General features: G+C 69.9%; 28 protein-coding genes and 3 pseudogenes. 14 read left to right on the top strand and 17 right to left on the bottom strand.

Annotated elements, in window-relative coordinates; all coding sequences use genetic code 11:
- Positions 1-528 precede the first annotated feature (528 nt).
- Positions 529-1,563 (top strand): hypothetical protein, encoded by a 1,035-nt coding sequence (locus AC07B0_RS37095; protein WP_478900172.1) that lies wholly within the window; start codon positions 529-531, stop codon positions 1,561-1,563.
- A gap of 80 nt (positions 1,564-1,643) precedes the next feature.
- Positions 1,644-2,351, top strand: a complete 708-nt coding sequence (locus tag AC07B0_RS37100) for a hypothetical protein (RefSeq protein ID WP_478900173.1) — start codon at positions 1,644-1,646, stop codon at positions 2,349-2,351.
- 356 nt (positions 2,352-2,707) lie between these two features.
- Here the strand turns inward: AC07B0_RS37100 and AC07B0_RS37105 are convergent, their stop codons facing one another.
- Positions 2,708-3,241, bottom strand: a complete 534-nt coding sequence (locus AC07B0_RS37105; protein WP_478900175.1) for an ABC transporter substrate-binding protein — start codon at positions 3,239-3,241, stop codon at positions 2,708-2,710.
- A gap of 52 nt (positions 3,242-3,293) precedes the next feature.
- Here AC07B0_RS37105 and AC07B0_RS37110 point away from each other — a divergent pair, with 52 nt between their 5' ends.
- The 4 genes from AC07B0_RS37110 to AC07B0_RS37125 all read left to right on the top strand — a co-directional run bounded on the left by AC07B0_RS37110 (position 3,294) and on the right by AC07B0_RS37125 (position 6,789).
- Positions 3,294-4,172, top strand: a complete 879-nt coding sequence (locus AC07B0_RS37110; RefSeq protein ID WP_478900177.1) for a glycosyltransferase family 2 protein — start codon at positions 3,294-3,296, stop codon at positions 4,170-4,172.
- A 70-nt stretch (positions 4,173-4,242) separates the two neighbouring features.
- The gene (locus AC07B0_RS37115) at positions 4,243-4,557 is read left to right on the top strand and encodes a DUF397 domain-containing protein (RefSeq protein ID WP_478900179.1); all 315 of its coding nucleotides are present in this window, start codon (positions 4,243-4,245) and stop codon (positions 4,555-4,557) included.
- The gene (locus AC07B0_RS37120; protein WP_478900180.1) at positions 4,554-5,702 is read left to right on the top strand and encodes a hypothetical protein; all 1,149 of its coding nucleotides are present in this window, start codon (positions 4,554-4,556) and stop codon (positions 5,700-5,702) included. The genes AC07B0_RS37115 and AC07B0_RS37120 overlap by 4 nt, the downstream gene beginning before the upstream one ends.
- A gap of 421 nt (positions 5,703-6,123) precedes the next feature.
- Positions 6,124-6,789, top strand: a complete 666-nt coding sequence (locus tag AC07B0_RS37125) for a response regulator (RefSeq protein WP_478900182.1) — start codon at positions 6,124-6,126, stop codon at positions 6,787-6,789.
- A gap of 11 nt (positions 6,790-6,800) precedes the next feature.
- Here the strand turns inward: AC07B0_RS37125 and AC07B0_RS37130 are convergent, their stop codons facing one another.
- The 4 genes from AC07B0_RS37130 to AC07B0_RS37145 form a co-directional block, all read right to left on the bottom strand.
- On the bottom strand, positions 6,801-8,102 hold the full coding sequence (locus tag AC07B0_RS37130) for a sensor histidine kinase (protein WP_478900184.1): 1,302 nt from the start codon (positions 8,100-8,102) through the stop codon (positions 6,801-6,803).
- Positions 8,095-9,465, bottom strand: coding sequence for an FtsX-like permease family protein (locus tag AC07B0_RS37135; protein WP_478900186.1), 1,371 nt, complete (start codon positions 9,463-9,465; stop codon positions 8,095-8,097). Before AC07B0_RS37135 ends, AC07B0_RS37130 begins: the two co-directional genes overlap by 8 nt.
- Complete coding sequence (locus AC07B0_RS37140) at positions 9,462-10,223, bottom strand: ABC transporter ATP-binding protein (protein ID WP_478900187.1); 762 nt, start codon at positions 10,221-10,223, stop codon at positions 9,462-9,464. The genes AC07B0_RS37135 and AC07B0_RS37140 overlap by 4 nt, the downstream gene beginning before the upstream one ends.
- A gap of 107 nt (positions 10,224-10,330) precedes the next feature.
- The gene (locus AC07B0_RS37145) at positions 10,331-10,507 is read right to left on the bottom strand and encodes a hypothetical protein (protein WP_478900188.1); all 177 of its coding nucleotides are present in this window, start codon (positions 10,505-10,507) and stop codon (positions 10,331-10,333) included.
- A gap of 406 nt (positions 10,508-10,913) precedes the next feature.
- Here AC07B0_RS37145 and AC07B0_RS37150 point away from each other — a divergent pair, with 406 nt between their 5' ends.
- The 3 genes from AC07B0_RS37150 (at position 10,914) to AC07B0_RS37160 (ending at position 13,491) form a co-directional block, all read left to right on the top strand.
- Positions 10,914-12,131 (top strand): acyltransferase family protein, encoded by a 1,218-nt coding sequence (locus tag AC07B0_RS37150; protein ID WP_478900189.1) that lies wholly within the window; start codon positions 10,914-10,916, stop codon positions 12,129-12,131.
- Positions 12,132-12,588: 457 nt separating this feature from the next.
- The gene (locus AC07B0_RS37155; protein ID WP_478900191.1) at positions 12,589-12,900 is read left to right on the top strand and encodes a cold shock domain-containing protein; all 312 of its coding nucleotides are present in this window, start codon (positions 12,589-12,591) and stop codon (positions 12,898-12,900) included.
- Positions 12,901-12,951: 51 nt separating this feature from the next.
- The gene (locus AC07B0_RS37160) at positions 12,952-13,491 is read left to right on the top strand and encodes a hypothetical protein (protein ID WP_478900193.1); all 540 of its coding nucleotides are present in this window, start codon (positions 12,952-12,954) and stop codon (positions 13,489-13,491) included.
- Here the strand turns inward: AC07B0_RS37160 and AC07B0_RS37165 are convergent.
- Together AC07B0_RS37165 and AC07B0_RS37170 are read right to left on the bottom strand one after the other, a co-directional pair.
- Complete coding sequence (locus AC07B0_RS37165; RefSeq protein WP_478900194.1) at positions 13,460-13,990, bottom strand: hypothetical protein; 531 nt, start codon at positions 13,988-13,990, stop codon at positions 13,460-13,462. The genes AC07B0_RS37160 and AC07B0_RS37165 overlap by 32 nt on opposite strands.
- 306 nt (positions 13,991-14,296) lie before the next feature.
- Positions 14,297-14,503, bottom strand: coding sequence for a cold-shock protein (locus tag AC07B0_RS37170; RefSeq protein ID WP_356877679.1), 207 nt, complete (start codon positions 14,501-14,503; stop codon positions 14,297-14,299).
- A 536-nt stretch (positions 14,504-15,039) separates the two neighbouring features.
- Between AC07B0_RS37170 and AC07B0_RS37175 the strand changes: the two genes are divergently transcribed.
- Entirely contained in the window at positions 15,040-15,411 is a 372-nt protein-coding gene (locus AC07B0_RS37175) for a hypothetical protein (RefSeq protein ID WP_478900196.1), read from the top strand.
- Complete coding sequence (locus AC07B0_RS37180) at positions 15,404-15,664, top strand: hypothetical protein (protein ID WP_478900197.1); 261 nt, start codon at positions 15,404-15,406, stop codon at positions 15,662-15,664. Before AC07B0_RS37175 ends, AC07B0_RS37180 begins: the two co-directional genes overlap by 8 nt.
- Before the next feature lie 519 nt (positions 15,665-16,183).
- Here the strand turns inward: AC07B0_RS37180 and AC07B0_RS37185 are convergent.
- The 3 genes from AC07B0_RS37185 to AC07B0_RS37195 are packed head-to-tail and all read right to left on the bottom strand — an operon-like array spanning position 16,184 to position 17,110.
- Complete coding sequence (locus AC07B0_RS37185) at positions 16,184-16,507, bottom strand: hypothetical protein (RefSeq protein ID WP_478900199.1); 324 nt, start codon at positions 16,505-16,507, stop codon at positions 16,184-16,186.
- The gene (locus tag AC07B0_RS37190) at positions 16,504-16,872 is read right to left on the bottom strand and encodes a DUF6247 family protein (RefSeq protein ID WP_478900200.1); all 369 of its coding nucleotides are present in this window, start codon (positions 16,870-16,872) and stop codon (positions 16,504-16,506) included. The genes AC07B0_RS37185 and AC07B0_RS37190 overlap by 4 nt, the downstream gene beginning before the upstream one ends.
- A 43-nt stretch (positions 16,873-16,915) precedes the next feature.
- A complete protein-coding gene (locus AC07B0_RS37195) occupies positions 16,916-17,110 on the bottom strand; it encodes a type II toxin-antitoxin system prevent-host-death family antitoxin (RefSeq protein WP_469382726.1) in 195 nt (64 codons plus the stop codon).
- Between the two features lie 1,241 nt (positions 17,111-18,351).
- Between AC07B0_RS37195 and AC07B0_RS37200 the strand changes: the two genes are divergently transcribed.
- Complete coding sequence (locus AC07B0_RS37200; protein ID WP_478900202.1) at positions 18,352-18,984, top strand: ABC transporter substrate-binding protein; 633 nt, start codon at positions 18,352-18,354, stop codon at positions 18,982-18,984.
- Between the two features lie 44 nt (positions 18,985-19,028).
- On the opposite strand, the pseudogene AC07B0_RS37205 reads toward AC07B0_RS37200, so the two are convergent.
- The 4 genes and pseudogenes from AC07B0_RS37205 to AC07B0_RS37220 all read right to left on the bottom strand — a co-directional run.
- Positions 19,029-19,175: pseudogene (locus tag AC07B0_RS37205) on the bottom strand (IS110 family transposase); the annotation flags it as partial.
- 792 nt (positions 19,176-19,967) lie between these two features.
- Positions 19,968-20,219: pseudogene (locus tag AC07B0_RS37210) on the bottom strand (IS5 family transposase); the annotation flags it as partial.
- Positions 20,220-20,452: 233 nt separating this feature from the next.
- Complete coding sequence (locus AC07B0_RS37215; RefSeq protein WP_478900203.1) at positions 20,453-21,067, bottom strand: GNAT family N-acetyltransferase; 615 nt, start codon at positions 21,065-21,067, stop codon at positions 20,453-20,455.
- Positions 21,064-22,236 (bottom strand): ThiF family adenylyltransferase, encoded by a 1,173-nt coding sequence (locus AC07B0_RS37220; protein WP_478900204.1) that lies wholly within the window; start codon positions 22,234-22,236, stop codon positions 21,064-21,066. Before AC07B0_RS37220 ends, AC07B0_RS37215 begins: the two co-directional genes overlap by 4 nt.
- Positions 22,237-22,360: 124 nt before the next feature.
- On the opposite strand from AC07B0_RS37220, the gene AC07B0_RS37225 reads away from it, so the two are divergent.
- Together AC07B0_RS37225 and AC07B0_RS37230 are read left to right on the top strand one after the other, a co-directional pair.
- On the top strand, positions 22,361-22,540 hold the full coding sequence (locus AC07B0_RS37225) for a hypothetical protein (RefSeq protein WP_478900206.1): 180 nt from the start codon (positions 22,361-22,363) through the stop codon (positions 22,538-22,540).
- A gap of 268 nt (positions 22,541-22,808) precedes the next feature.
- Entirely contained in the window at positions 22,809-23,048 is a 240-nt protein-coding gene (locus AC07B0_RS37230; RefSeq protein WP_356877735.1) for a hypothetical protein, read from the top strand.
- A gap of 13 nt (positions 23,049-23,061) precedes the next feature.
- Here the strand turns inward: AC07B0_RS37230 and AC07B0_RS37235 are convergent.
- From AC07B0_RS37235 to AC07B0_RS37245, 3 genes and pseudogenes are all read right to left on the bottom strand, one after another.
- Positions 23,062-23,286, bottom strand: a pseudogene (locus AC07B0_RS37235) (IS630 family transposase); the annotation flags it as partial.
- A 48-nt stretch (positions 23,287-23,334) separates the two neighbouring features.
- Positions 23,335-24,045 (bottom strand): hypothetical protein, encoded by a 711-nt coding sequence (locus AC07B0_RS37240; protein WP_478900208.1) that lies wholly within the window; start codon positions 24,043-24,045, stop codon positions 23,335-23,337.
- A 12-nt stretch (positions 24,046-24,057) separates the two neighbouring features.
- Positions 24,058-24,519: a hypothetical protein gene (locus AC07B0_RS37245; protein ID WP_469382719.1), complete on the bottom strand. Its 462-nt coding sequence runs from the start codon at positions 24,517-24,519 to the stop codon at positions 24,058-24,060.
- Positions 24,520-24,872 lie beyond the last annotated feature (353 nt).

The raw sequence follows: 24,872 nt of genomic DNA on the forward strand, positions 1-24,872 counted from the left end.
CGCCCCGACGACGACCGCGGCAAGAGCGCGGACAACGCTTCCCACTCCAGATCCGACAGTTCATGACGACGCACCATGCGGCACATGATCCCCCAGCAGAACCCTTTGAAGACAGTGCCTAGTACCCGGGCCCGCCCTCACCAGTACCGGTCGGGTCGCCGCACTGCAGGACCTTCAGCGTCGGGTACGCCGTCGGACGGTGGCACAAGGAAGCCAGCACGTCCGCACATCTGCCGCTTGAACATTCTGATGCGGTTGCCGTGGCCTGCCACGACGTCTGAACTCCAGGGCAGGGCCAGGCCGACACGGCCGTCACCGTGCCCCGCCCGCCCGCATCTCGAAACGGGCGAGAAGGGCGTACACGGTTCGCATAAGGTGATCCTTCCGGGGGGACGGGGCACGGTCAGGGCGATTCCGGGGCGAGTACAGGGCTTTCGCACGCAACCACGTGTGAGGCCTCCCGCCCGCAGTCGGCCGTGCCGGCCCGCTCCGCGGCGCACGCGTCCCGCAGGTGAGGAAGGAATCGGCGTGAGTTTCGGCGGCCAGGATCAGTACGGCCAGACGTGGTACCCGCACGACGGCCAGGCACCGCCACCGCCACCGCCGGGCATGCCGCCGCAGGCGGGCCCCTACCCGTACTACTCGTACCCGTACACGGTGCCCGGCCAGTACCAGTACCCGGGGACACCGCCTACCTACCCCTACGGGCCGCCCCAGCCCCGTCCGCTGGGGCAGCAGTTCCGCGACGGGGACTGGCCGACGCTGCGGGAGCTGCTGCGACGCGCGCGCGTCCCCGGGTGCGCGTGGGTCGCGGTCCTGTTCTGCTTCTCGCCCGTCCTGCTGTTCCTCCTCCTCTATCCGCTGGCCCGCTCGGCCCGCATTCAGGCACACGCCAAGTTCCCGCCGCACGCCTACCGCCGCATCCCCGACCCTCAGGTGCTGCGCGTGCAGAAGACCAGGGCCGTGGCGGCCCTGGTCGCGTCCTTGCTGATCCTCGTCGTCTACGGAACCGAGGCGGACTTCGCCGAGCTCCAGGGGCAGTACATGCTGCGGCTCGCCATCACGCCGTGGCTGCTGCTCCTCACCGCGCCCGTGGTGATCCTGCTCCTGTTCAGGCTCGCACCCGAGGCCGCGAGGCCGGGCATGCGGAGCCGCCTGCGGCCTGCCGTGCGCTCGGCCCTCTGGTACTTCGGCGCGTTCACGGCCGCGCCGCTGCTCTTCGTGGGCGTGACCCTGCTCGGCGAAGTGCTGCCCTCCCCGCTGCTCACGCTCGCCCTGCTCGTGGCGCCGTTGTGGATGCTGCTCTTCGTCGGCTTCGCCTCCCTGACGGTGGTCCGCCACGCGTTCGGCACCTCCGATGTGCACGCCGCGCTTCCGGCCCTGCTGACGGGCGTACTGGTGTGGGAGCTGGCGGCCATCAACCTGGCCGTGACCGGAATGCCGCCCGGCCCGCCGTTCATCCAGATCTGCGCCCTGCTCGGCGGACCGGCCTCGGTCTCGGCGGTGGCGTGGTGGGAGATCGCCCGTCTGCGCGCGCGGTACGGGGTGAGGCTGCGGAGCTAAGGCTTGCCCGGACGCTCAGGCTTCTTCGTCCTTCAGCTTGACGTTTAACCATTGGTGATCGTCTTCTGAATACATGGTCGGTGGTGATCATCGTGCGGAAGACTGTGTGCGTGACGCTTCTGACTCCGCTCGCCGCTGCTGAAGAGATCCACGCTCATCTCGTTGACCAGCTCAACCTGGCCCTTCGCCGACCCGGGATGTTCGGGGGCGAGGTGGCTCTTCGGGTTCTGATTGACCACCTGCTGTTCGTGGAACGCCAGCCCGAGGCATGGGCAGAGCTGAAGCAGGAGTGGGAAGAGCAGGGGCTGTGGACCTCCATCGGCCCCGCGGGGGCCTTCCAGGCCGTGTTCCCAGCACAGGCCGACTGCTGCGAGGTCGCCTCGGTGTACGCCGAGTTCGCCCAGCGACGCGGCTGGCTCAAGCCCGATCGGGTTCTCACCGGGGAGGAGTACCAGGCCCTCGCAGGCCGGGTCCGGCGCTGGGCCGCGGTTGACCGCACCTGGCCTGACGTGACAGCGGAGTTCGGCCCTCCCTCTGTGCGGTTCGGAGGAAGCAATCCTCTGTACGGAAAGACGCTCGGTTACCTCACTGCGGCTCCGCAGCAGCCGATGGTGGTCTTCCACCTTTGGAACGGCAGCGAACCAGGGGCCGAATCGTGGCCGCCCGAGCACGGCCAACCGCTGCTCCTCGCGGTCCGATTCCGCGGCGGCTCGTTCCGCGGATCGTTGGCCTTCACTCCCGAGGGCGAGCGGAGACGGCCGACGGACGATCCTTGTTCGCCGCAGTAGCCGATCCGACGGAGACCACAGGTCACCTACATGGGGATTCCCCATACAGCGACCCCGCCTCCGCATGATCCTGGATCCTCGAAGAGATACAGGATCATGCGGAGGCCATAGCGGTGAGTTTGGTGGACCAAGAAGGCGTGCAGCGCTGTCTACGACGGCGCCGCGTCCAAGGCCACGGTGGGACAGATCGTATGGCGGGGGAACTGCTCACGCGCGCCGGCCGGCAGCACCCGCCGACGGGCGCGGTCCTCGCGATGGTCGCCGCCCCTGATTGTCGGCGGGTACGGGGCAGTCGCTCACCCTCAGCACGACCCTCTCGGCCCGCGACGCCGCACCGGAGTGGCCGCCGGCTGCCGCTACTCGCTCTTCGCGACATGCGCTCCGCGTTCGTGCCGGCTCCCGGATTCGAGGAAGGCCAGCACCGCCTCGAAGCCGTCGCTCCGCAGCATGCTCTGGATCAGCTCCTTCTCCGTGCCGAGCACCGAAACTCCGTCAACGTGCATGTCGGTGAGTCGCAGGTACGTGCCGTCGGCGTCCGACTTGAGCCGGTAGGTCACGGCCTGCCTACGGGAAGGGTCCCCGGGGGACCGAGCCGCCGTCGCGCTCACGCGGTGCGCCGTGGGCTTGTCCGCCGAGGCGGTTGTCAGGGCGACCGGTCCGATGTCGAGGAAGGCTGCGGCCACCTTGGCGGTCCAGTGCGGGACGAAGGCGCAGAGGTAGCGCTCGCGATCCGGCGCGCTGAGGGCGCGGGCCTCCCTGCGTCCCATCGCGAAGGCAGCGGCGTACTTGGCCCTCAGCGCGGGCTCCAGCAGCGCGGCGCGCGCGTCCGGATCCGCGTTCAGGACGTCGGTGACGAGAGCGGACACGAAAGCCACGGGATCGGTTGTCACCCTCTCTAACCTAGCCAGGGTTGAGGACCATACGAAAGCGGAAGGCATTTCTGTGAGCGGTGGCACCGCCCGTCCCACGGTCGGCGCGGTTGTCCTGACGATGAACGACCGCCCGGACGACTTCCCCCGGGCCATGGCCTCCCTCCTCGCCCAGCAGGGCATCGAACTGGACGTCGTCGTGGTCGGTAACGGCTGCGTCCCCGCGCAGGTCCCCGCCGGTGTCCGCACCGTCGACCTGCCGGAGAACGTCGGCATCCCCGAGGGCCGGAACATCGGCGTCGACCAGGTCAAGGGCGACTACCTGTTCTTCTTCGACAACGACGCCCACCTCCCCGACATCGACACCCTCGCGCGTCTGGTCGCCGAATTCCCCCGCGACCCCCGCCTCGCCTACGCACAACCCCGGATCTGCGACCCCGTCACCGGCACGACCCTGCGCCGGTGGGTACCGCGCCTGCGCGCCTCCGACCCGGACCGCCCCGGCGTCGTCACGGTCATGGCCGAAGGCGTCGTCATGGTCCGCCGCGACGTCTACAACCGGGCCGGCGGCTGGCCCGGCGACTTCTTCCTCTTCCACGAAGGGGTCGAACTCGCCTGGAGACTGTGGGATCTCGGCTGCCACGGCCGATACCTGCCCGACATCGTCGTCCACCACCCAGCCACCGACCCCGCGCGCCACGACACCTTCCACCGACTCAACGCCCGCAATCGCGTATGGGTCGCCCGCCGGAACCTCCCCCGCCCCCTCATCCCCCTCAACCTCGCCACATGGTGGCTCCTCACCCTGGCACGCACACACGACCGCAAGGCCCTCCAGGTCTCCCTCGCCGGATTCCGGGAAGGACTGACCGGGGGACAAGGACCTCGACGGCCCATGTCGTGGAAGACGGTGGCCCGCCTCACCCGCGCGGGCCGACCCCCCGTCTTCTGACCCGACCGCCTCACCCACCGGCCCGTCGCACCATCCCCACCGGCGGCAGCCACAGCGAAAGGCTGACCACATGACCACGCTCCCCCCGGCCGCACAGGCCGCGCTCCCCTGGCGAAAGTCGAGCCACTCAGGGGCGAATGAGAGCCAATGCATGGAAATCGCGCCTCTCACCGCCATCGGCCACGACGCCATCGCCGTCAGGGACTCCGCACGGCCCGACGGCCCGATCCTGCGGATCGGCCCCGACGCCCTGAAGCTCGTCGACCTGAAGGCTCGATCTCGGCCCGCGCCTGACCGACGGTGGCTGATCCTCACCGCCGCATGGCGCCGAGACCATACCTCGGACGCATGGGCTGCGTTGCAGCCAGCTAGCCTCCGGGCATGAGACCAGACCAACCACCGAGGGCGCTCGCCGCCGGCGACATCGTCGCCGTGTACTCCGAAGCGCTCGGTGCCTGGACCGCCTCGCAGGTCACCGGCATCGACGCCGCGGCAAAGTGCGCTGCGGTCCTTGAACTGGACTGGTCCGGGCCCGAGCCTGCGACGGTGGCCGACCTCGGCGAAGTGCGGCCGCTCCGGCTCACGCATCACAGCTGGAGCGGCAAGCTCTCCCACTGCAACCAGGGGTGGGTCCTCCCGAAGAGCTTCACAGTCATCGGCTCGCTGCCCCCACTGGTGACCGGACCCTCGTACGCCTACGGCACGTGGGGCCGGGGCGAACAACTGGCCATGCAGCGGCACTGGGACAGTGGCGACCGTGAGGACTGGACCGCCCCCTACGTGCTGACCTGTACAGCCGACGAGCTGGCCGCCGAACACACTCGCAGCGTCGTACGAGCGGACGTCAAACACCTCACCGTCCACGGGATCACCCGGCTCGACTGCTCCCGGCTCGTCGCCGCCTTCCCGGGCCTGACCCGCTTGTCGCTGTCGGGAAACCTGGGCACGCTCACCTCGGCGACAGCCCTGAACCAGCTGCCGCGGCTGCAAGGGCTCAGAATCAGCGACCTGTTCGGGATGGACGCATCCGACGGTCTGCTGCCGCGCCATGTCCCGGACCTGGAGGAGGTGTCCCTGTACAGCATTCCGGCGGACTACGCTGCCGCGATGCGCAAGACCTGGCGTCCGCACGTGCGGCACGGAGTGGAGCTCGACGTCCGCGGTGCCCGCAAGCCGGAATGGGTCACTGCCAACGCCACCAACCCGCTCCGCGACTGGGACGGCCGTGAGCACATTCCCCGCACCCGGTACCGCAAGGCCCTTGCCCACTACACAGCAACCCGGCACGCCTTCCTCGCCGAAGTCACCAGCGGGGAGCAGCCTGCCAACATCACGGAGATCGGGCGCGCCTTCGGAGCCGCCCTCAACGCGTTGGACAGCCGCCCGCCCTTCATCGAGACCATCGAACGCGAGGAGCTGTTCGACGCTCTGGACTTCTTGGCAGACGAAGCGCAGACCGCTGTCGGCCGAGACCTGAGCACTGCTCGCGCGGCGTTGATCGAAGGCGTGGACTCCGTCCGCGACTGGTGACCGCGGCCCGTCTGCTGCCGCTCGCCGGCTACGACGGATGCCGTTCAGATCGGCTCGCCTTGACCAGTGCAGAGAAGCCATCCGCCCACCTGCCGCTACGGAGCGGGGCCCCGCTCTGCCCGGCCTGCCGCCAGCGGCTCCAGGCCGAGTACGCGGACTGACGGACGCGTCCGTCCTCCCCCCACACCACTACGACCGTGTCGTCCGGCTCGAAGCACGCCACCACTTGCGCAAAACCCAGCGCGCCCGCTTCCGCCCTTCATGGCCGTCGGGCAGGGTGGCGCCGGCCCGGGCATGGGCGCGTCGGCGGCGCTCCGTCGCGGAGGGGCTGCGGCTGTTCTTCCGGCAGTTCCTCGCCCCCGTGCCCTTGTGCGTAGGTTCCGAGGGGCCTGCCGGTCCTGGCCGGCCGGATACTGGTGGCATGATCAACAGACAGCTGCGCGTGGTGCTGGCCGAGGACTCCGTCATCCTGCGCGAGGGCATGGTCGAATTGCTCGGGGCTCGCGGATGCGAGGTGGTGGCCACGGCCGGTACCGGTCCCGCCCTGCTGGAAGCCGTGGCCTCGCACCGGCCGGACGTGGCGGTGGTGGACGTCCGCATGCCGCCCACCCATACGGATGAGGGCATCCGCGCCGCCGTCGAGCTGCGTGTGCGGGCGCCCGGCACCGGCATCCTGGTCTTCTCCCAGCACGTCGAGGCCTCCTGGGCGGCCCGGCTGATGGCGGACGGTGCGGCGGGCGTCGGCTATCTGCTCAAGGAACGTGTGGCCCGGACCTCGGAGTTCGTGGAGGCGCTCCACCGGGTCGCCGACGGGGGTACGGCGCTCGACCCGGAGGTGGTCACCCTGTTGATGCGGGGTGGGCAGCGCGGCCGGGTGGACGCGCTGACGCCGCGTGAGCGCGAGGTGCTGGAGTTGATGGCCCAAGGTCACTCCAACCGGTCGGTCGCCGCTCTGCTCGTCGTGTCGGAGCGGGCGGTGGAGAAGCATGTGGCCGCCGTCTTCACCAAGTTCGGCCTGCGGGCCACGGATACCGACAACCGGCGGGTGAAGGCGGTGCTGGCCTACCTGTCCGAGACCGGGGGCTGATCCGTCCCGTGTCACGGACGCGCCGGAAGTTCCGCGGTGATGGTGGTGGGCCCCCCGGGCGGGCTGTCGACCCGCAGGGAGCCGTCGACCGCCGCGAGCCGTTCGGCCAGGCCCGCCAGACCGGTTCCCCCGCCGGCGCCGGGTGACGCGCCGCCGTGCCCGTCGTCGCGCACGGTCAGACGTACGCGCCCGCCCGCGGCCACCGCCGTGAGCTCGGCCGAGCGGGCACCGCTGTGTCTGGCCATGTTGGCGAGCAGCTCGGCGGCGCAGAAGTAGAGGGCCCGTTCGACCACGGGATGGGGGCGCTCCCGCAGTTCCAGCCGGATGGCGACGGGGACCGGCGAGACGGCGGTCAGTCCCGGCAGGGCCTGTTCGAGGCCTTCGTCCAGGGCCACCGGGTGGAGGCCCCGGGTCAGCCTGCGCAGCTCGATGATCGTTTCGTCGGTCTGGCCGCGGGCCCGGCCCACCAGGGTGCGCAGCCGCTCAGGGTCGGGGGCTGAGGGCGCGAGCGCGTCCTCGGCCAGGGACAGGGTGATGGCCAGGGCGACGAGCCGGGCCTGCGTGCCGTCGTGGAGGTCGCGTTCCAGGCGGCGGAGCCGGTCGGTGTTCTCCATGAGCAGGACGGCCCGGGCGGCCTCCAGCTCCCGGACACGCCGCTGGATCCGGGCGGGGCCGAGCAGCTGGCGGGCGAGCCACCGGTCCGCCCCGCCGACCCCGCGAAGGGCAGCCGGTACCGCCGACAGCAGGATCGCGCCCAGCAGCACGCAGCCGGGATCCAGCCACGCGACGGGCCGGGGGCCCGTTTCCAGCAGACGCCCCCAGAGCGGGAACCCGATCAGCCAGGCACACCCGAGGGGCAGCAGCACGGCGCAGACGAAGCCGAGCACACCGAGCGGCAACCGCGCCACCAGGTAGAGCAGCGTCCGCCAGGCGACCGGATCGGCCAGCACCGCACGACCTCGGGCGACCACGCCCGCCCGGCGGCCCAGGGCGGGCGGCGCCTCGACGTACTCGCCGAGGAGGCGGCCGAGGAGCCACCGGTGCAGGGCGCCCCAGCGGCGTACGCCCAGCAGCGCCACCACCAGGAACGGGAGACCGAGCACGGTCAGGGAGAGCAGTACACCCGCGTACACGACGGCGATGGCGTACACCCCGCCGAGCAGTGCCAGTGGCAGCCCGACGGCGGCGAAGGCCCACTCGCCGGCCCGGAGGGAGAAGTACCCGCGCCGTCCGGCGACGGGCTGCCGGTCCTGGACATCCGGCGCCGCCTCCTTGCCCGGGGAGGGCACCGGGACAGCGGCGCGCTCAGGCACGGCCGCCGCCCACCAGTTCCGCCGCCGGACCGCGGACCGCCCACACGCCCGTGGCCAGGATGCTCGGAGCGGTCAGCAGGACCGCGCCCACGAGGATCCACCCGCAGTCGCCACCCGGGACCTGAGGCAGCGCCGAGCCGGTCACCGCCGTACTGAACGCCGCCGACGCCGCGCCCGCCACCACCGCGCCGAGCAGCACCCCCACCGCCGCGGTCAGACCCGCCTCCACGACCAGCATGCGCAGCAGCTGCGCCCGCGTGGCGCCGACGAGCCGCAGCAGCGCGAACTCGCGGCGCCGCTCGGCGGTCACGGCGACCAGCGTGTTGACGGTGGAGACGGCCGCGAAGCCGGTCAGCAGCGCCAACTCCGCCTGGCGCAGCCAGACGTCCGTGGCCGAGGCGATCCCGGTGCCCGTGTCACCCGTGGCATGCGCGGCGGTACTCGTCATGACGATCATGGTCCCAGACAGTCCCACGAGCAGCGCCACGGGTACCACGGCGGAGGACAACCGGCGGGCGTAGCCGCGCAGGTTGGCGTCGGCGAGCCAGCCCGCACCGGGCGACAGCACCCGCACCGACCCGCCCAGTACGGCTGCCAGGACGCGCGCCGCGAGCGGTCCGGCCAGGCCCACCGCGACGAGCAGCGTCAGGGCGGCCAGGAGCGCGGCCTGCCCCGCCTTGTCGATCTGATCCGGCGGGCGCGTCGCGGCGAGCCGCAGCAGCAGGACGCCCCCCGCCAGCGCGACCGCCCCGGCCAGCAGACGTGCGGCGCCGGTGCGTGCGTGATCGGTCGACGTCGCGGCCAGCGCCGCCGCGGGCGCGATCCGGGAGACGCGCCGTGCCGCGAGGGCCGAGGCCGTCAGACCCACGGCGAGTACGGCCGCCACCGCGACCAGCACCGGTACCGGTGTCCCCGGCACCCGCAGTCCCGGTGCCGCCATTCCTTGCTCCTGCAAGGCGGTGAGGGCGAGCCGGGCCCCTGCCGAGCCGGCGGCCCAGCCCGGCACGGCCACCAGCAGGGTGGTCACCACCACCTGGCCGCGGACCAGCCGCCGCGCCTGGCGCGGTGTCGCCGCGACGGTCCGCAGCAGGGCCAGCTCCCGGGACTGCCGGCGTACGGCGAAACCCAACGCGTTCACCACCACGAAGAACGCCACCAGGACCGAGATCTCACCGAAGGCACCGGCGATCACCACCACCCCCGGTCCCACCACCTCCTTCCGGACGGCTTCGGAGGCGGTCACCTCGGCTGCGAACAGCCCCCCGAACAACGTCAGGGTGGCGACGGCCAGGAACAGTGCGACAGCCAGGCCGGCGAATGCGGCCGGCCGCCGCGACATCTGTCCGAAGGCGATCGAGATCACCGGCCTCGCCCACCCAGCCGGCTCAGGCACTCGCCGATGCGCGCCGCGTCCGGCCGCTCCAGCTCCTCCACGAGCACACCGTCGGCGAGCATCAGCACCCGGTCCGCGTAACCGGCGGCGACCGGATCGTGCGTCACCATCACACAGGTCCCGCCGTCCCGGTCCACCCCCTCACGCAGCAGGGCCAGGATCTCGTGGCCGGTGGCCCGGTCCAGCGCGCCGGTCGGCTCGTCGGCGAACAGCACCCGCGGCCGGGAAACCAGAGCCCGCGCGATGGCCACCCGCTGCTGCTGCCCGCCCGACAACTGCCCGGGCCGGTTCCCCGCCCGCCCCGCGAGCCCGACACGGTCGAGGGCCTCCAGGACCTGTCCCCGATCGGGCCGTTCGCCGGCGAGCCGACCGGGCAGCTCGACGTTCTGCGCGACCGTCATCGCGGGCATCAGATTGAACGCCTGGAACACGAACCCCACCCGGCTCCGCCGCAGTGCGGCCAGCCGCCGCTCCGGAAGCCGGGACACGTCCGTAGCACCCCACCACACCGACCCCCGGGTGGGCCTGTCCATCCCCGCGAGACAGTGCAACAGGGTGGTCTTACCGGAACCCGAGGGCCCCATCACCGCCGTGAACGTCCCCACCGCGAAGTCCACCGACACCCCGCGCAACGCCCGCACCACGCCGGCGCCGCGCCCGTGGTCACGGTGCAGGTCGTGCGCTCGGGCGGCGGGGCCCGCCCCGATCTCCGTCTTCGTTTCAGCCATGCCCTCATCCTGGGCGGACGGAGCCAGGGGGTCGATCGTGCCCGCCCCCGTCCTTGGGGTTCGGAAAACCGAACCCCAAGGACGGGGCGGGGAGGAGTAGAGGCGGATCAGCGGGTCAGGGCCGCGCCGTGGGCGGCCGCGACGACGCCACCGCAGGCGTAACCGGCGTGGATTCGTGCGGCGGCGACGAGGGCGAGGGCGAGGGCGAGGGCGAGGGCGAGGGGCAGCGTCGAACAGCGCGGGTACCGGAAGGTCGGCCGGATCACCCTCAGTCGTTGCATCACGAAAGGAACGTAGTAAAGCCCCGGAATCAGGACAAACCTGGATTCGAGCAGGGGCCGTTCACCGACCGGGCATTCGCAGGACGCGTCGGCAGCCGGTCGACCGCGCCATCGCGCCCGCGGCTCTTCGGACCACCCCGCGCGCCCTGGCCGACCACCCGGCCCCGGTTCACCCGAACGGCTGCGCCGAGACGCCGACGAAGGACGGACTCCATCGGGATCCGTCCGCACAGCTGCCGGATTCACGCCCGGGAAGTGAGTAGCATGCGCAACGCTTCCGTCCAAAGGCCCGCCGGTCACGAGGGACCCACGGCTGCACAGTTCCTCGCCCCCCACCGTCACGAGCATTGCCCGGCGGTTCTCCGTTGCCACTCCCGGGGATTGCGGCCGCTCCACAGAACCCGGATCCATGACCAGCCCACGCGCATTCGACAGTCCGCAGGACGGCCCGGCGCCCCCTCCGCCACGTCCGGCCGGATCCACCGGCGGCGGTCGGCTCCACTCTCTCGACGGACTCCGTCTCATCGCGGCGCTCATGGTCACCGCGTTCCACTTCTGCGCGTTCGACAACTGGTCCTCACCGCGATGGGGCGTCGCCACCGCGGAGGTCTTCCCCGCATTCCAGCCGTTCGCCTCGTACGGCTGGCTCGGTGTCGAACTCTTCTTCCTGATCAGCGGATTCGTGATCTGCATGTCGTGCTGGGGCCGGAGCGTCCGGGACTTCGCCGTCTCACGGCTGGTCCGCTTGTACCCCGCCTACTGGTTCGCCGTGCTGTTCACGACGACGGTGCTGTTCTTCACCCGGGACGGGAACACGGGATTCACCACCACCCGGATCCTGACGAACCTGACGATGCTCCAGGAGCCGCTGGGCGTACGGAACATCGACCCCTCGTACTGGACGCTCTGGGCCGAGCTGCGTTTCTACCTGCTCTTCGCCGTCGTCTGCGCGATGGGGCTCACCTACCGGCGGGTTCTCGCGTTCTGCGCCCTGTGGCTCCTGTCGGCCGCGATCGCCCCCCACTGCGGCAGCGCCCTGCTGACGTCGGTGGCCATGCCCGGCGCGGCTCCGTTCTTCGCCGCCGGCGTACTGATGTACCTCATGCACCGTTTCGGCCCGACCCCGGCGACCTGGCTGCTGCTCGGTGTTTCCTGGCTGCTGGCCCGGGACCAGCTGCACGTGCAGGTGGCCGCGGCCGAGGGATCGGTGAAGGGTCCCCTCTCCTTCCTCGTCTCCCTCGGCATGGTGACCGTCTTCTACCTGGTCGTGCTGGGCCTGGCGCTGGGAAGGCCTTCGTCCCGCCGGCGGCCGTGGCTGGTCTGGTCCGGCTCACTCACCTTTCCCCTGTACCTCCTGCACGAGAAGCCCGGCTGGGAAGCCATCCGGCTCCTCCACCACCTGATGGCGCCCTGGGCGCTGCTCGGCGTGCTGGTACCCGTCCTGCTCGCGATCTCCTGGCTGGTGCACCGGTTCATCGAACGCCCTGCCGCCAAGGCCTTCAGCAGATGGATGGGGCCGCAGGCAGGCCGGTCCGGGCGGCTCGGCCCTCACGCCCCCGGCCCCGGATCACCCTCGCCGACGCGACCCTTCGCCCCCCGCACGACGGAACCGGAAGTCAGAGGGTGAGCAGCAGACCCTACGAAGGGCGTGCCCTTGCCATGCGGAAGGGCCGCCACCCGCGCGGGGTGACGGCCCTCGAACCTCTGCGGGGCGGCCGGCTACGGGGCCGGGGTGAAACTCCACGTCCGTCCCGCCGCAGCCCGCCTCGATCCCGTACAGCCGGTCCCGCGCTCCAGCTCGGCCACCACCAGGCCCCAGCGCAGCTTCGTCGCGGTCCACTCCGAGCCGTAACGGCACAGCGCGTCCGCCGACGGCGGCAACCACGGTTGCCAGATCCTGATCAGTACCTGTTCCTAAACTATGCCTGGCCTGGCCAGGAAGCTTCCCTGCGCAAAGGGCGGTGAGGAAACCAGGGGCGACGGCCGGCCCGTCGTCGGCGTAGGCGACGGCGAGCGCGGCGTGGGTCGACGGCGGCCTTTGTACCTGCGGCTGCGCGGACCGGGGGCCGCGATCTTCGCCTGGCATGAGCGTTCCCCGGCGGGGACATGATCCTTTCGAGGCGACTGCCTCGCATGTGACTGTCGACCGGAAGGCAAGCGTCATGGCAAGGAGCAAGGTCAAGGAATTCAACAACGACAAGGGCTACGGCTTCATCAACGAGGACGGGAAGACAGAGGACCTGTTCGCTCACTACTCCGCCATCGAGACGAATGGGTACAAGACTCTGAAGGCGGGCCAAGCCCTGGAGTTCGAGATCATTGCGGGCCCCAGGGGCCGGCACGCGGTGGACTTCAGGAGCGCTAGTGCTGCCGGGGCACCGGACTCGCCTGCGTAGGGGCTGGTCTGCCCCGCGCCGCGGAGAGCCTCCATTCGGGGCGCGGTCACTGTGACCGCCCCGAACGCGGCCGTCGGGCAGTTTCCGCAGCCAGCCGCGATCGACGAGCCTGACCAGCTTGCTGCGCAGCGGTTCCAGCTTGGCCTTCACGCTAACGTCCACCCCCACCCCCACCACCTCGCCGACCTCGCGGGCCATGACCGGTCCGGCGGCCTGCCGCACCGCGGTGATGATGCGCTGGTAGTCCCACGGAAGCGAGCCCTCCTCCACACCCGGTTCGCGGTGCGGAATCAGCATCACCGCTCGTCCGGCCACCTGCCCGGGCATGGGCGCGGCCGAGGCACGTTCCTCAGCAAGCTGCCCGGTCATCCGTTCAAGGACACGTTCGGCGACGGCGAGCTCGTCCCGCTCGGCCCGCACTTCCGCCAGCTGTGTGGCCAGCTGCTCTTCGACTTCGTCCAGTTCCGCGCGCCGTGCGGTGATCCGTTCCGGCAGTTCGGGATCCGACATGCACCGGATCGTGGAAGACCGCCCAGCCATCGCGGGCAAGAACCGGCGGTCAGCTCCCGGCCTCTGCTGCCGGCCGCTTGATCAAGAACTGTTTCGCCGCCTCGACTGCTTCCCTGTTGAGCTCCTCGACGGAGACGCCCCAGCTCTCCTCCCATCCGTCCAGGTTGAAATGGCACGAGACGAGGGATTGCAGCTCTTCGGGGTAGCCGAGGTCCCAGGCGATGTCCGCCCAGATGAGGTGGGTGCCGGTGGCGGGGTCCAGGGTTCCGTCGGCTATCTGACCGGCGATCCAGTGGGCCATCGCCCACCTTGCGGCCCGAGGATCAGCGGGCGGGATGAAGAGCAGTTCCAGCTCCTCCACCACCTGGTCGAAGAGCGCTGGGGCTTCGGGTTCCTCGCTGCGGAGGAGGCCGGCCAACCTTGCGAGGGAGGGGCTCTCGACCTGGGCCATGAGTGCGTCAAGCCCTGCCCGGATGAGCCGGTCGGACCCGACGTGCCTACCGAATGCCCGCTCGCGCGCGATGTGGCTGAGCTGCTTGAGGGCGTCATCGCGGGTCATCAGAGTCTTCTCGGTCGGCATCTGGGAAAGGAAGGCTCGCACATCCGCCGACGTCGCTGCATCGTGTTTCTCTTCGACTCAACCGTGCTGACGAATGATCTTCTCCATGGACTCATGCCCACGACCAGCACGAGTTCCCAGAGGACCGATCACACCAGCCCTTTGACCTGGCACTTCAAGTTGGCGGCAACTCAGTAGGGCCCACCCGCCGGTGCAGGCCATCGTCACCAGCGGGTGAAAACCCCGTGCCGCTCATCACGATCGGTGTCAGCCTCTACAGCGTGCGAGTCGGCCTGGGGCCCGCGTGCCGCGGGCCCCTACGAAGAGTCAGAGAACCCGCACCTGATCGGCCTGAGGACCCCTGGTGCCCTGGGTCACCTCGAACTCCACCCGCTGGTTCTCCTGCAACTCCTTGAAACCGGCACCCTGGATCGACGAGTAGTGCACGAACACATCCGGCCCCCCGCCATCGACGGCGATGAAGCCGAACCCCTTTTCGCCGTTGAACCACTTCACGACACCCTGCTGCGGCATTCCCACAACCTTCCCGTACGTCCGAGTCGATCACTCGGAACGGCAAAAACCTCCCCCTCTTGGAAACAGGGCAAACCGGCCCCAAGCGTCGTGGAAGCCGGGATACAGAATGCGAAGCACCGCTTTCATGGCAGGGCCCAACCAGACAAGACACCACCTCGTATCAGCGCCACAACCCCGGACACCACTCCCATGTCAGTCAGCGCACGGCCCCGGCACACCTCTCACCCGAAATCCGCGATCCGTCACCTGTGCTCGGGGAGTCCGAGGAAGCGCAGCGGGGCCGTTCCCCCGAGAACCCCACGCCCAAGCCCCCTGACCGACGCCGAGGACGCCACTCGGCGCCGGCGACCAGGGCCAAGGCAGCCGAGGGCGACGGCCGCCCGGCGGCACCCGGCCCGGGAATCGGCAGACCTCAGGGCGGAAACGCTCAGGCGGTCGCGTAGTGGATCCGGGAGGCAAGCGCTAGAGGAGCAAAGGGGGAAATGATCATGATGGGGCCGGTAGGTTCCGATTCCTGACGGAAGGAGCACACCGTGGCACCGGTACCGCAACACGACACCGCGGACGAACTGATCCCCCGGCCGGAACGCACCGCGGGCGCCCTGCGCGCGGCTCTGGCACGGGTTGATCCGTCCCGGCTGGAAGAGATGCAGCGCACAACGGACGAGGCCTTCGCCCAGGCCATCGACCACAAGTCGCTCGCTCCGATCCAGGCCTGGCTGCTGGTCTGGGCCCAGAACATCGAGATCGCCCGGAGCCTGGACCTGCGCTCGCGCTACCAGCACGCGCAGGACGTCCTGGCCACGTACGACAAGCACGGGCACGATGACGAAGAAGCCGTGAACAGGGCCCTCGCCGAGATCAGCGCCGTACTCGACGAAGCCCAGCAGGCGGTGCGTGGTTGACCTGGAAATCGGAATACGCCTTCAGCGCCGAAGCGGCAGCCAGGAGCGCACCCGCCGCTTCTTGCGGGAAGTGGAGAAGAAGGCGGACGAGCTGGTACGCGCGTGTGAGGTGACCTACCTCCATGCCGGCGACCACCAAGGGCTCAACCCCAAGGGAGACACGCTCACCCTCCCCGGCGGGATGATCACCTACCAGGTCGTCGTCCGCCGCGAACGCGTGTACATCGTGCAGATCACCGCGCTGGAATGGTGAACACCCCGATCAACGGGCCGCATCCCTCCGCGGGAAGCGGTCGGACGGACACCACCAAGCGCAGTACCCTCCACTGAGCAACGCCAGTTGGCGGTCGCCATACCCGGCTTCACTGGAGCACCCAGGGTGCTGACGTGCTTGATCACACATGAACGCACACGTGAGCGGAGCGTCGGGGTAGAGACTGCTGCGGGGTGCGGCCGTGGCCATCAGGGCTGCAGCGGAGGCCGCACCCCGGCCCGCCGTCCGTAGCAGGGTGAGGCTTGGCAGGCGCTCGCGGGTTCGGCGGGGTAGGTAGCCCGGACCACAAGGCCGCACGTCCCTACGCCGGCCGCGGGGTGGTTGGGCGGCCCGTGCTACTGCCACCAGAGCGCTCTGGCCACCGGGCCCTCATTCCCCTGGATCTGGCCGAGCCTCACCCACCCACCACACCACCGGCCCCCAGCAGGAGCAGAACCCCGCCGCCCGACCAACAGGGACCACCGGCCGAGGGATCCGGCCACCGGCAGCGGCGTGGTGTCAGGCCCAGAAGGCGTCGGTGACCGTGATCTGGGGGGCGGCGTGGCGGCGGATGAAGGTGAAGACAATCCAGCCGCGGCCGCCGGCGAGGTCGGCGATGTGGGAGCCTCCCGGGCTGGTCGAGGCCAGGGGGCGGACGGTGATCCAGTGGGGCAGCGACGCATCGGCGTCGATACCGCGGTAGTAGGGATCCACGGCGGTGATCAGCTCGGCGCGGGCCGACAGCACCAGCTGTTTGCCGTCGCCCGGCATGTTCTCGAATTCCTGGAGCGCCTCGGCCGTCCAGTCCATCTGCCATGGTGGGCGGGGGAGCTCATCGGTCACCGGCCGGGCTCCACGGTCGCTGCCTGGCGGCGCAGCCGGCTGTACTCGGCCAGGAGGTGCGCGGACTCTTCGGGGTTCTCGGACTTCGCGGCGCGGGCCTCGAGGTCGCGCAGGTGGGCTTCCAGGCCTGGGTCTCGGGCGATGGCGTACTGGGTCCACCACAGGCGCATGAACGCCGGCACCGGGGTGAGGTTGAAGGCGTCGCCGATCGCGCGACGCCAGTGCGCCTCGAAATCCGGCAGCAGATGCGGTGCGTGGTCCTGGATGGCCAGACGCAACGCTTGAGGGGTGCGCTCGGGCATCGGGGGCACCGGGCGGGGCCGGTCCCCGCCTGGGCCGTCGTAGTGGATGGGCTGCGCTGTCATGAGAAGGGACTCCTGGTCTGCTGCGGTCGGCCTGCGGTCGGCTTCAGGCCGCGTCCTGGTCCGCACCGGCGGACGGCTGCCCTGCCATGTACTGCTCGAACCACTCGGCGGGCACGAGGTAGGCCAGTGTCTTGCCCTTGCGGGTGATGGCGGCAGGCTCCCCCGCGATCCGGGTGCGGTCGAGGATCTCGCCCATCTGCTTGCGGAGGTCGATCGTCGTGTACGTCTTCGGCTCCATACCCCACACCTTACCCCCCAACTATCATAGTTGCGATAGTTGGGGGGTGCGCAGAACCCTCCGACAAGCGGTGGGTGAGGCCCTCAGGACCGTTGGCGGGCAGGAGGGGTGGGAGGGGCCGGCGCTGATCTCTGCGACCGTGTCCGGGCGGACCAGGACGACGTCCAGCAGGTCACCTGACCCCCACGCGGCCGCGAAGCGGGCGCCCCCCATGGGTGTCCCGGGCCGGCGGGCGTGAGGTGGCCGGCGACCTGGCGGGCTTGGTCCGGGCGCAGGGGTACAGCGCGGCCGACCGTGCGCAGCCGGCCGTCGGTACGGCGGTCCTGCTCCCCGGGGTCCCGCTTCCGCGCGCCCGGGGAGCGGGACCGCCGTACCGGCGACCGGCGCGGGCCGACCACACCCTGACCCCCGGCGGGAGCACAGAGGGGTTGTTCCTTCGCCCGCAGGGGCGGGCCCCGGCGCGCAGCGGCCTGCCCGCAGGGCAGGTTCTTGTCCGCCCGTGCCCGCAGGGCACTTCAGGGGCGGACCAGCCCGCAGGGCTGTCCATCAGCGATCATTGGTCTTACGGAAGGGCGGCACTTTGCCCGCCACCCTTCCGTACCCGCACCGGTATCGCGCGCCCGGTCAGCAGGACCAGCGTTGTCATAGCCGGTCAACTCGAACTCCATGCCACCCCACCGGCAGACCGTGCAGACCGCCCGCTGACGAACCTCCAACTCCACCGGTGCAGGCGAGGGACACCTCCTCCTGCACAGTCCGCTGCTCCTGGCCGCCATCCATGCCCGTGATCAGGCACATTGCGGTGCCTTTCCGTCTGGCACCCTGGACCACGCCCCAGAAGCAAGGGCTTGAACGGGCCGCTCCCGGCCTTTGCTGCGCCCCGGCCGATCTACTGGCGGCCCGAGCGCAGCACCCGTTCACATCCGATGCAATACGCGGCATCAGGTGGCAACTTCCCAATCGCGGCGTCGAGCCGCCCCTGTGACTTGGGTGGAGTGATTCGGGTCGGCAGATGGTCTGCCGGGACCTCGCCAGGCTGCCTTCATCTCACTTCCGACCATCCTCGCGCTTGCTCGTTCGAGTGAATGCTCTCCGTTCCCGGCATGGTGTCGAGCGGTCGGTTGATCATGGCGATGGACTGCGACCGGGTGCAATGACCACCTTGCGAGGGTGCGAGGTTGCCCTGGCCTGACGCCCGGTTGCGGGCTATTTGCCGACCATCTATTCCAGTGGGAGACGCAGTGGCTGACACGATCAAGATCGCAATCGTCGGTCCGAAGACCGGCACGGAGACCCGGTACGCCGACATGCAGTTCATCGGCGTCAAGCAGGCCATCAAGGACATCAACGCCAGGGGCGGCATCGACGGCAAGATGGTGGAGGCCAAGGAGTATGACGACGCTGGAGACGCCAAGCAGGCCGTCACCGTGGCCAACAAGATCGTCAACGACGGCGTGAAGTTCGTCATCGGTCACATGGCCTCGGTCACCACCCAGCCGGCCTCGGACATTTACGAGGACGAGGGCGTCATCATGATCACGCCTGGTGTCACCGACCCCGAGATCACCGCCCGCGGCTACCGGGTCATCTTCCGCACGGTCGCCGTCGACAGCACGCAGGATCCGGCTGCCGGCAACTCCTTCGCCAAGGACCCCGGGAACAAGGCGATCGTCGACGCGATCAAGGCCGACGGCAAAGACCCCAACGGGCTCCTGGTCTTCCCTGCCTACGCCGCAGTCGAGCTGATCACCGAAGGCATCAAGGCGGCCAAGTCGGAGGACACCGACAAGGTCGCCAAGGAGCTCCACAGCGGCACCTTCAAGACCTCAATCGGCACCATCTCCTTTGACGAGAAGGGCGACCTGAAGGACTAGTTCGTTACGGACAGGCTCTCGGTCGGGGCTCCCGGGCAAGCGTTCTACGTCGTGGTGACCTGGAAGGGCGTGTGGTCGCGGATCATGGCCCAGAGGACGTTCACGCGGCGGCGGGCGAGGGCGATAACAGCTTGTTTGTGCCCCTTGCCCTCCTTCCCCTGCCGGTTGCGGTACGCCTTGGAGATCGGGCAGAAGAACACGCTGACGGCGAAGGGCCGCCACCCCAGCAGGGTGACGGCCCTCAGCCAGCCGGCCGTCTGCGGGGCCGGGGTGAACTCCACCTTCGTGTCGCCGCAGCCCGCCGCGATGTCTGGCAGCCGGTCGCGCTCCAGCTCATCGACGGCCAGGCCCCACCGCAGCTTCGTCGCCGTCCACTCCGCGCCGTACGAGTGCCCGCCGGCCTCTGCGGGAGTCGAGGTAGAAGGGGTCCGCTGCGCCTAGCCAGTGATCACACCAGGCGGGGGCGGAGGAAGCGGTGGCGTGTTCGGGAAGGGCGGAACTCCCTCACCTGGCGAGCCCGTCCCCTGCCCGCCTGGGATGCTCCCGCAGAACGCGTCCGCGACCGCGGTCAGCGCAGGGGCAACCCCGGGAGGCATCTCGTTGACGGTGCCCGACGCCGGAAAACCGAACGAGACCATCAACTGCTTCAGGGCCCCCACCATGGGTGGAGGAAGCCTGTCCAGCGCGGCAATGATCTGCTCACCCGCGGAAATACCGTCCGGTGAGACATGTCCCGTCCGCGTGTCGTCTGCCATCGTCTATGCCCTCCAAGGCGGTAGGCGGCTCGCTCCGTGTCTTCTGCTCAGCCAGAGCGGATCAATGCGCAAATGCAGCCGGATCGGCCTGAAGGAGCGACCCGCCCACCAGCCCGACCCGTCCCGGTCACCCGACGCGTACCCACAGACCAACGGCCGTCTGGTCGCCCATGCACGTCTGGACGATGCCGCCCACTCCGGGGCGGGGGGCGTCTACGGTGCCGCTCTGGCCGCGGTGGCCCAGACCGCGAAGAGGAGCCCGAGGGGTGTCGACGCCGATGTGGCGCTTGCGTACGGCGATCTTCTTGCCCGCGTCGATGCCCTGGCCGCCAGCCGGTACGTTGGCGGACGTCTTGACGCTTTGTGCGTCCAGCACGCACGCGCTCGGCTCGGCATCCCGGCCTGCGGCCCCCGGACCGATCGGCACAGCAGGCCGTTGAGCTGGTCGAATACGCGGTCCTTCTGCCAGGCGGCGAAGTACGTCGAAATCACCCGCCGCGACCCCAGTCAGAAGGCCTCATCACGACGAGGACACCATCCTCCCCCTCAAGAGAACCAGTGGGGGCGCCTGGATGTGCGCATGTGCGCCGGCCTGTACGCCGGATACCTCGCCTGCCAGGGCCTGGACAAGCAGAACCTGGTCCTGTCCCCGCCCCCCGCGCGGTCGTGAACGTCGGGGCAATTCCCCGTCCGTTTCCGGCTCCGGCGCCCCGCTACCGCCCGGGCCCGGGAGATAGGGAGTCCACACCGTCGAGGATGGCGAGTTCTCGGGCAGTGGCCTGGCGCTTCCACTCGGGTGCGACGGCGGCGTAGGTGGTGACATCGTGCCAGCAGCCTTGGGTGCGGAAGAGCTGGCGAAGGGTGGCCTCGGGGCAGAGTCCGGCGGCGTGCATGATCCGGGCCATGTGGTGGTGGTCGCTGCGGTGGCCGGCCCAGATGCGGTGCAGGCCCAGGTGCCCGAAGCCGTAGGCCATCAGCAAGCGTCCCGCCTCCTGCCCGTGGCCGCTCACCGGAGCGCCCGGCAGCAGGACCAGGCTGGTGAGCATTGCGTTGTTTCCGTAGTCCTCGACGAGCAGCCCCATGGTGCCGACGAAGGCGTCGTCGTCGGGGGTGCGGATGGCCAGGGTGTACTTGCGGCGGGGATGGATGTGGGGTTGTGCCAGGGCCCGGGCGAATGTGTCATGGGCCTGGCCGGCGTCCATGCGGTCGATGCCGAGGTAGCGGGTGAGCACACGGTGGGTGTGGATCCGTGTGAAGGGCTCGTGGTCGTCGGCGCGCAGCTCCCGCAGCCACAGGTGCTCGCCGCGCAGTTCGGGGACACGGTTCACCGGTCGGCTTCAGGGTTTGCTTGCCGGGCTGTGCCGGCGGCCACGAGGGTGTGAAAGTCGATGGAGTGCCGGCCTGACGGCAGGGGTTCGCCGAGCAGGATGCGGCGGGCGGTGTCGGTGATCAGTGCCGCACCGAGCATCACCCCGCTGGCCAGCTGGGGCCAGCTGGAGAGGGAACGTCCCACGCGGGTGAGGGCATCAGTCATGGCAGGGCTCAGACGCTCCTGGTCGACGATGGTGAGCAGGAAGCGGATGGCCTCGTCTCCGTCGAGGCTGCGTACGTCGTCGGCGCGCACGTCGCCGGCGCGGCCGTGAAAGAGCGGACGGTCCGGTTCGAGGTCGAAGCGCTCGATGTCGAGCAGGCCCCGGTCGTTGGTGTCCATCAGGACGGGTACCCGCCGACGGCGGGCATGCTCGCGGGCAGCGACCTTGACCCACGGGGTGTCACACTCCTCGACCAACAGGTCCAGGCCGTCACCGCCCGCAGAACCGCTGAAGAAGTCTCCGATGGTGTCCTCGGTGATGCCGCCCCGGAAGACCTCGATGTCCAGGTAGGGGTCGAGCTCGTACATGCGGCGCGCGCACAGCACGCTCTTCTCCACCCCGAGCTCGTGGACGCCCGCCCGCAACCGGTTCAGGTTCGACAGGCCGAGCTGGTCGAAGTCCGCCAGCCGGAAGGCCCCGCCGACCCCCTCCATGGCGCAGGCCAGCGCCGCGCTGCTGCCGACCGACAGCCCGATGACGCCAACCCGGCGCCGCAGCAGGACCTGCTGCTGCTCACGGGTGATCTTGTCGCGGTTGCGATCGGTACGTACCAGCCGGAACTCCGCCTCCGGCAGCACATGCACCAGGCGCCCGGACCACGGGTACCAGACCCACCTGCCGTATGCCTCGGGCCGGCCGTTCATGGCCTCGGCCATCGCGCGGGAGCGAGAACGGGAACCGAAGGGATCATGGGGCGCCCGGCAGCACAGAAGTTCCTCGACCTGCTCCTCGATACGGTCACAGACCTCACGCACGCCGGTCGATGCCCGCAGCCCGGCCAGGACAGCGGCGTCGGCAGACATCGCCGGGTCAAGCACCAGGGGACGAAACGATTCGCTCGCCTCACGCGCGGAGGGCAGCACGAAGTAGTCCGGCTCCTGGCCGGACTCCAGCAACTGAGTCATGACCAGAAAGCTAACAACCGGGCGATCTTGTAAAGCCGCGCGTTACCCCGGAGGGGCGCACTCGAATTGATCTTCTATGTGGAATGCGCCCTCCATGCCCCGACGCACGCCCCCTGAACGGCCTATGCCAGATACCAGCCGGCTCGGTGGCGACGAGCCGGTCCGCGAAATCCACCGGGTCGGCGTCGGCGCCGGGGACCAGGCGGAGGAGTTCGCCGAGCAGGGCGGCGTGTGCGAGGACCGGCGGGATCAGAAGACCGGCGGCGGCCTCGCGGCCCGCCGGGTCGCGGCAGTGCCGCGGTGAGCGGCCAGGGCGTGGGCGAGCCAGGCGTCGACACAGGCCTGGCCGTGGGGCCTGGGCCGTGGGGCGTGGGGCGTGGGGCGTGGGGCGTGGGGCGTGGGGCGTGGGCAACGACCAGCGGCTCTTCCACACCACCATCGACAGCACCGCCAACACCTGGCGGGCGGACAGGCCGCTGTCCCACAACAGCTCGACCGGACCCGCGCTCGCCGTCTAGTGCTGTGACCGGGACGGTTCACCGAGTTGGAGCGTGTGCTGGCAGGATCGGCTTGTGGATCTTTCCGGGGGCATGGCTGGCTGGACTGATTGGGACGGTGCTGCCTTCGTGGTGGGCCGTTCGCTGGGGATCTTTGACGAGTCTGTGACGTTCACGCAGGTCAAAGGCGTGTTCTGGACCGACAAACCGTTGGGGAACGCTCTTCATGAGGTGCTTCTTCAGCTGGTCGCCGCAGGGGTGCTGGAGCGACGGGAGGAACCGGAGGACGAGCAGTTCCGGTGGTCGGGGCGGTGATGTCAGGCTGCGGTCTGCCACCCCAGCGGACGCCTCGTTCGCTGCGGATGCGGGCGCGTTCGCGTCGCTGGGCGGCCAAGACGTCGGGGTGCGGGCGTTGTTGTGTCCGCAACGGCCCGAAGTGGGCCTCGATGGGGTTGGCTCAGGACGCGTAGGTGGGTGTGAAGCACAACTCGACCTTGTTCTTCACCGCCCACCTGCGGATCTTCCAGTTCAGATGCATCCCGACGGTGGGCAGCGCCCCCGCAAGATGAGGCGAGACACCGGGCAGGCGAGGCGTGGCTCCTCACACGGCGCGAATGGTGATCCGGGCCGGTGCCCGGACGTCGCTCGCGCGCAGGACTTCGAGGACGGACGCGGTGGCCCAGGCGGCGGCATCCGGCGTCCACTCGGGCATGTCCCCCGCCATGATGGCCCCCGGGCCGTCGCCGGGGCTCGGGTGGAGGCGCAGCAGGCCGTGTCCGCTGCGGGTGACGGCGGCGGACAACTGCTCCGGGTTCGGCGTCGGGTCGGTACGGACGGTGAGCATGATGTTCGTGCGGGCGTCCGGTGAGGAGAGCGCGAACCAGTCGGCGGCCGCCCGTAGATCGAATCCCGCGTCCCGGGCCAGGGCGAGGGGTGCGTGGACGTGGAGTTGGGTGAAGCGCAGCCGTCCCACGCGGTGCAGGGCGTCGGTGAGGGTCCGGACCATGGGCAGGACCGGCAGGTGCTGGCCGCTCAGGCTCGCGGCGGGGTAGACCGTGAGCCAGGCCACCTGCCGTTCCTGCCCGTCCTGAGACCAGTCGCCCCCTGCATCGGCGTGCTCCCAGCGCTGCCCTTCCAGCGTGTTCTGCGCACCAAGGAGGGTGGTGCTCCACCCGTACGCCCCGGCTCGCTTCACGGCCAGACTGAACAGGTCTTCGTCAAGGTCGTGGTCGGCGCTGACTTGTCCAATCCACGGGTGCTGGGTGAGCACACCATAGATCTCGGTCGTCAGCACGGGGCTTTCCTCGGTCATCGCTCTCCTCCCTCAAACACCGCAGTTGAAGGTCTTGCCAGGAGTCTCGAGCTTGTTGGGCGAGTCGGCGACTCCGATGATGTCCACGTCGACTCGGCTGCGCCACGTCGTGGCCTTGGTACCCACGCACGCCTTCCGGGCGTTGGCCCTGCGGGAACTTCCGCCGCCCTGTTTGACGATCTTGGAGCCCGAGGCCACGGTGTGCCAGCGGCCGCCGGTCAGGATCTGGAGCTCCACCGTGACCTTGGCTTTGGCTCCGCCGCTGTCCTTGTCGAGCCACCAGCCGTGCGCGGAGATCGCAGGCGGCGGGGTGCTGGAGTAGTGGACAGCGTCTCCTCCGGTCTGGAACACGTCCACCGACTCCGCCGTGGCCCGGGTGGCGTCAGGCTCGGGTGCCGATGCCGCCGCCGCAGAGGGAAGCCCAGCGACGAACAGTACGGCGGATGCCAGGGTGATGAGAGACATCGCGCGCATGAGGATCGCTCCAGGGGAAGGGGTCCGGACCAGGAGTATCCGGCGATCGCTTCCAGCAGGTGACGTTTCTGCACCAATGGACGCGCCTGGACGCTTGCCCTAAGGGTGAGCAGCCTCGTCCTTGCCGGCTCCCGGAGCGCGGACCGGTCGACCCTAACGACGCAACCATGACTTGGCCGCACACTTTTGCGGTCAAGGTGCTCGCGGGCGAGGGCGAGGCGCCGCAGGAGGCGGGGGGTGTCCCCGCCAGTACCTCTTGGATGACCCTCCTTTGCTTCCCTCGGACTGGCTCATGGGTGACAAGCTGTGAGCCAGAGGAGTGCCCGCGGCCGAATAGTTCTGGGTGGTTCGGA

Source organism: Streptomyces sp. NPDC044704 (genome assembly GCF_056433525.1).

Excerpts from the sequence above, each read along its gene's own strand:
- AC07B0_RS37115 (WP_478900179.1), top strand. The coding sequence starts at position 4,243 with ATGACCACGCTCCCCCCGGCCGCACAGGCCGCGCTCCCCTGGCGAAAG.
- AC07B0_RS37120 (WP_478900180.1), top strand. The coding sequence starts at position 4,554 with ATGAGACCAGACCAACCACCGAGGGCGCTCGCCGCCGGCGACATCGTC.
- AC07B0_RS37220 (WP_478900204.1), bottom strand. The coding sequence starts at position 22,236 with ATGACTCAGTTGCTGGAGTCCGGCCAGGAGCCGGACTACTTCGTGCTG.
- AC07B0_RS37245 (WP_469382719.1), bottom strand. The coding sequence starts at position 24,519 with ATGCGCGCGATGTCTCTCATCACCCTGGCATCCGCCGTACTGTTCGTC.
- AC07B0_RS37165 (WP_478900194.1), bottom strand. The coding sequence starts at position 13,990 with ATGCCGACCGAGAAGACTCTGATGACCCGCGATGACGCCCTCAAGCAG.
- AC07B0_RS37190 (WP_478900200.1), bottom strand. The coding sequence starts at position 16,872 with ATGACAGCGCAGCCCATCCACTACGACGGCCCAGGCGGGGACCGGCCC.
- AC07B0_RS37150 (WP_478900189.1), top strand. The coding sequence starts at position 10,914 with ATGACCAGCCCACGCGCATTCGACAGTCCGCAGGACGGCCCGGCGCCC.
- AC07B0_RS37155 (WP_478900191.1), top strand. The coding sequence starts at position 12,589 with ATGAGCGTTCCCCGGCGGGGACATGATCCTTTCGAGGCGACTGCCTCG.
- AC07B0_RS37170 (WP_356877679.1), bottom strand. The coding sequence starts at position 14,503 with ATGCCGCAGCAGGGTGTCGTGAAGTGGTTCAACGGCGAAAAGGGGTTC.
- AC07B0_RS37125 (WP_478900182.1), top strand. The coding sequence starts at position 6,124 with ATGATCAACAGACAGCTGCGCGTGGTGCTGGCCGAGGACTCCGTCATC.
- AC07B0_RS37225 (WP_478900206.1), top strand. The coding sequence starts at position 22,361 with ATGCCAGATACCAGCCGGCTCGGTGGCGACGAGCCGGTCCGCGAAATC.
- AC07B0_RS37240 (WP_478900208.1), bottom strand. The coding sequence starts at position 24,045 with ATGACCGAGGAAAGCCCCGTGCTGACGACCGAGATCTATGGTGTGCTC.
- AC07B0_RS37140 (WP_478900187.1), bottom strand. The coding sequence starts at position 10,223 with ATGGCTGAAACGAAGACGGAGATCGGGGCGGGCCCCGCCGCCCGAGCG.
- AC07B0_RS37195 (WP_469382726.1), bottom strand. The coding sequence starts at position 17,110 with ATGGAGCCGAAGACGTACACGACGATCGACCTCCGCAAGCAGATGGGC.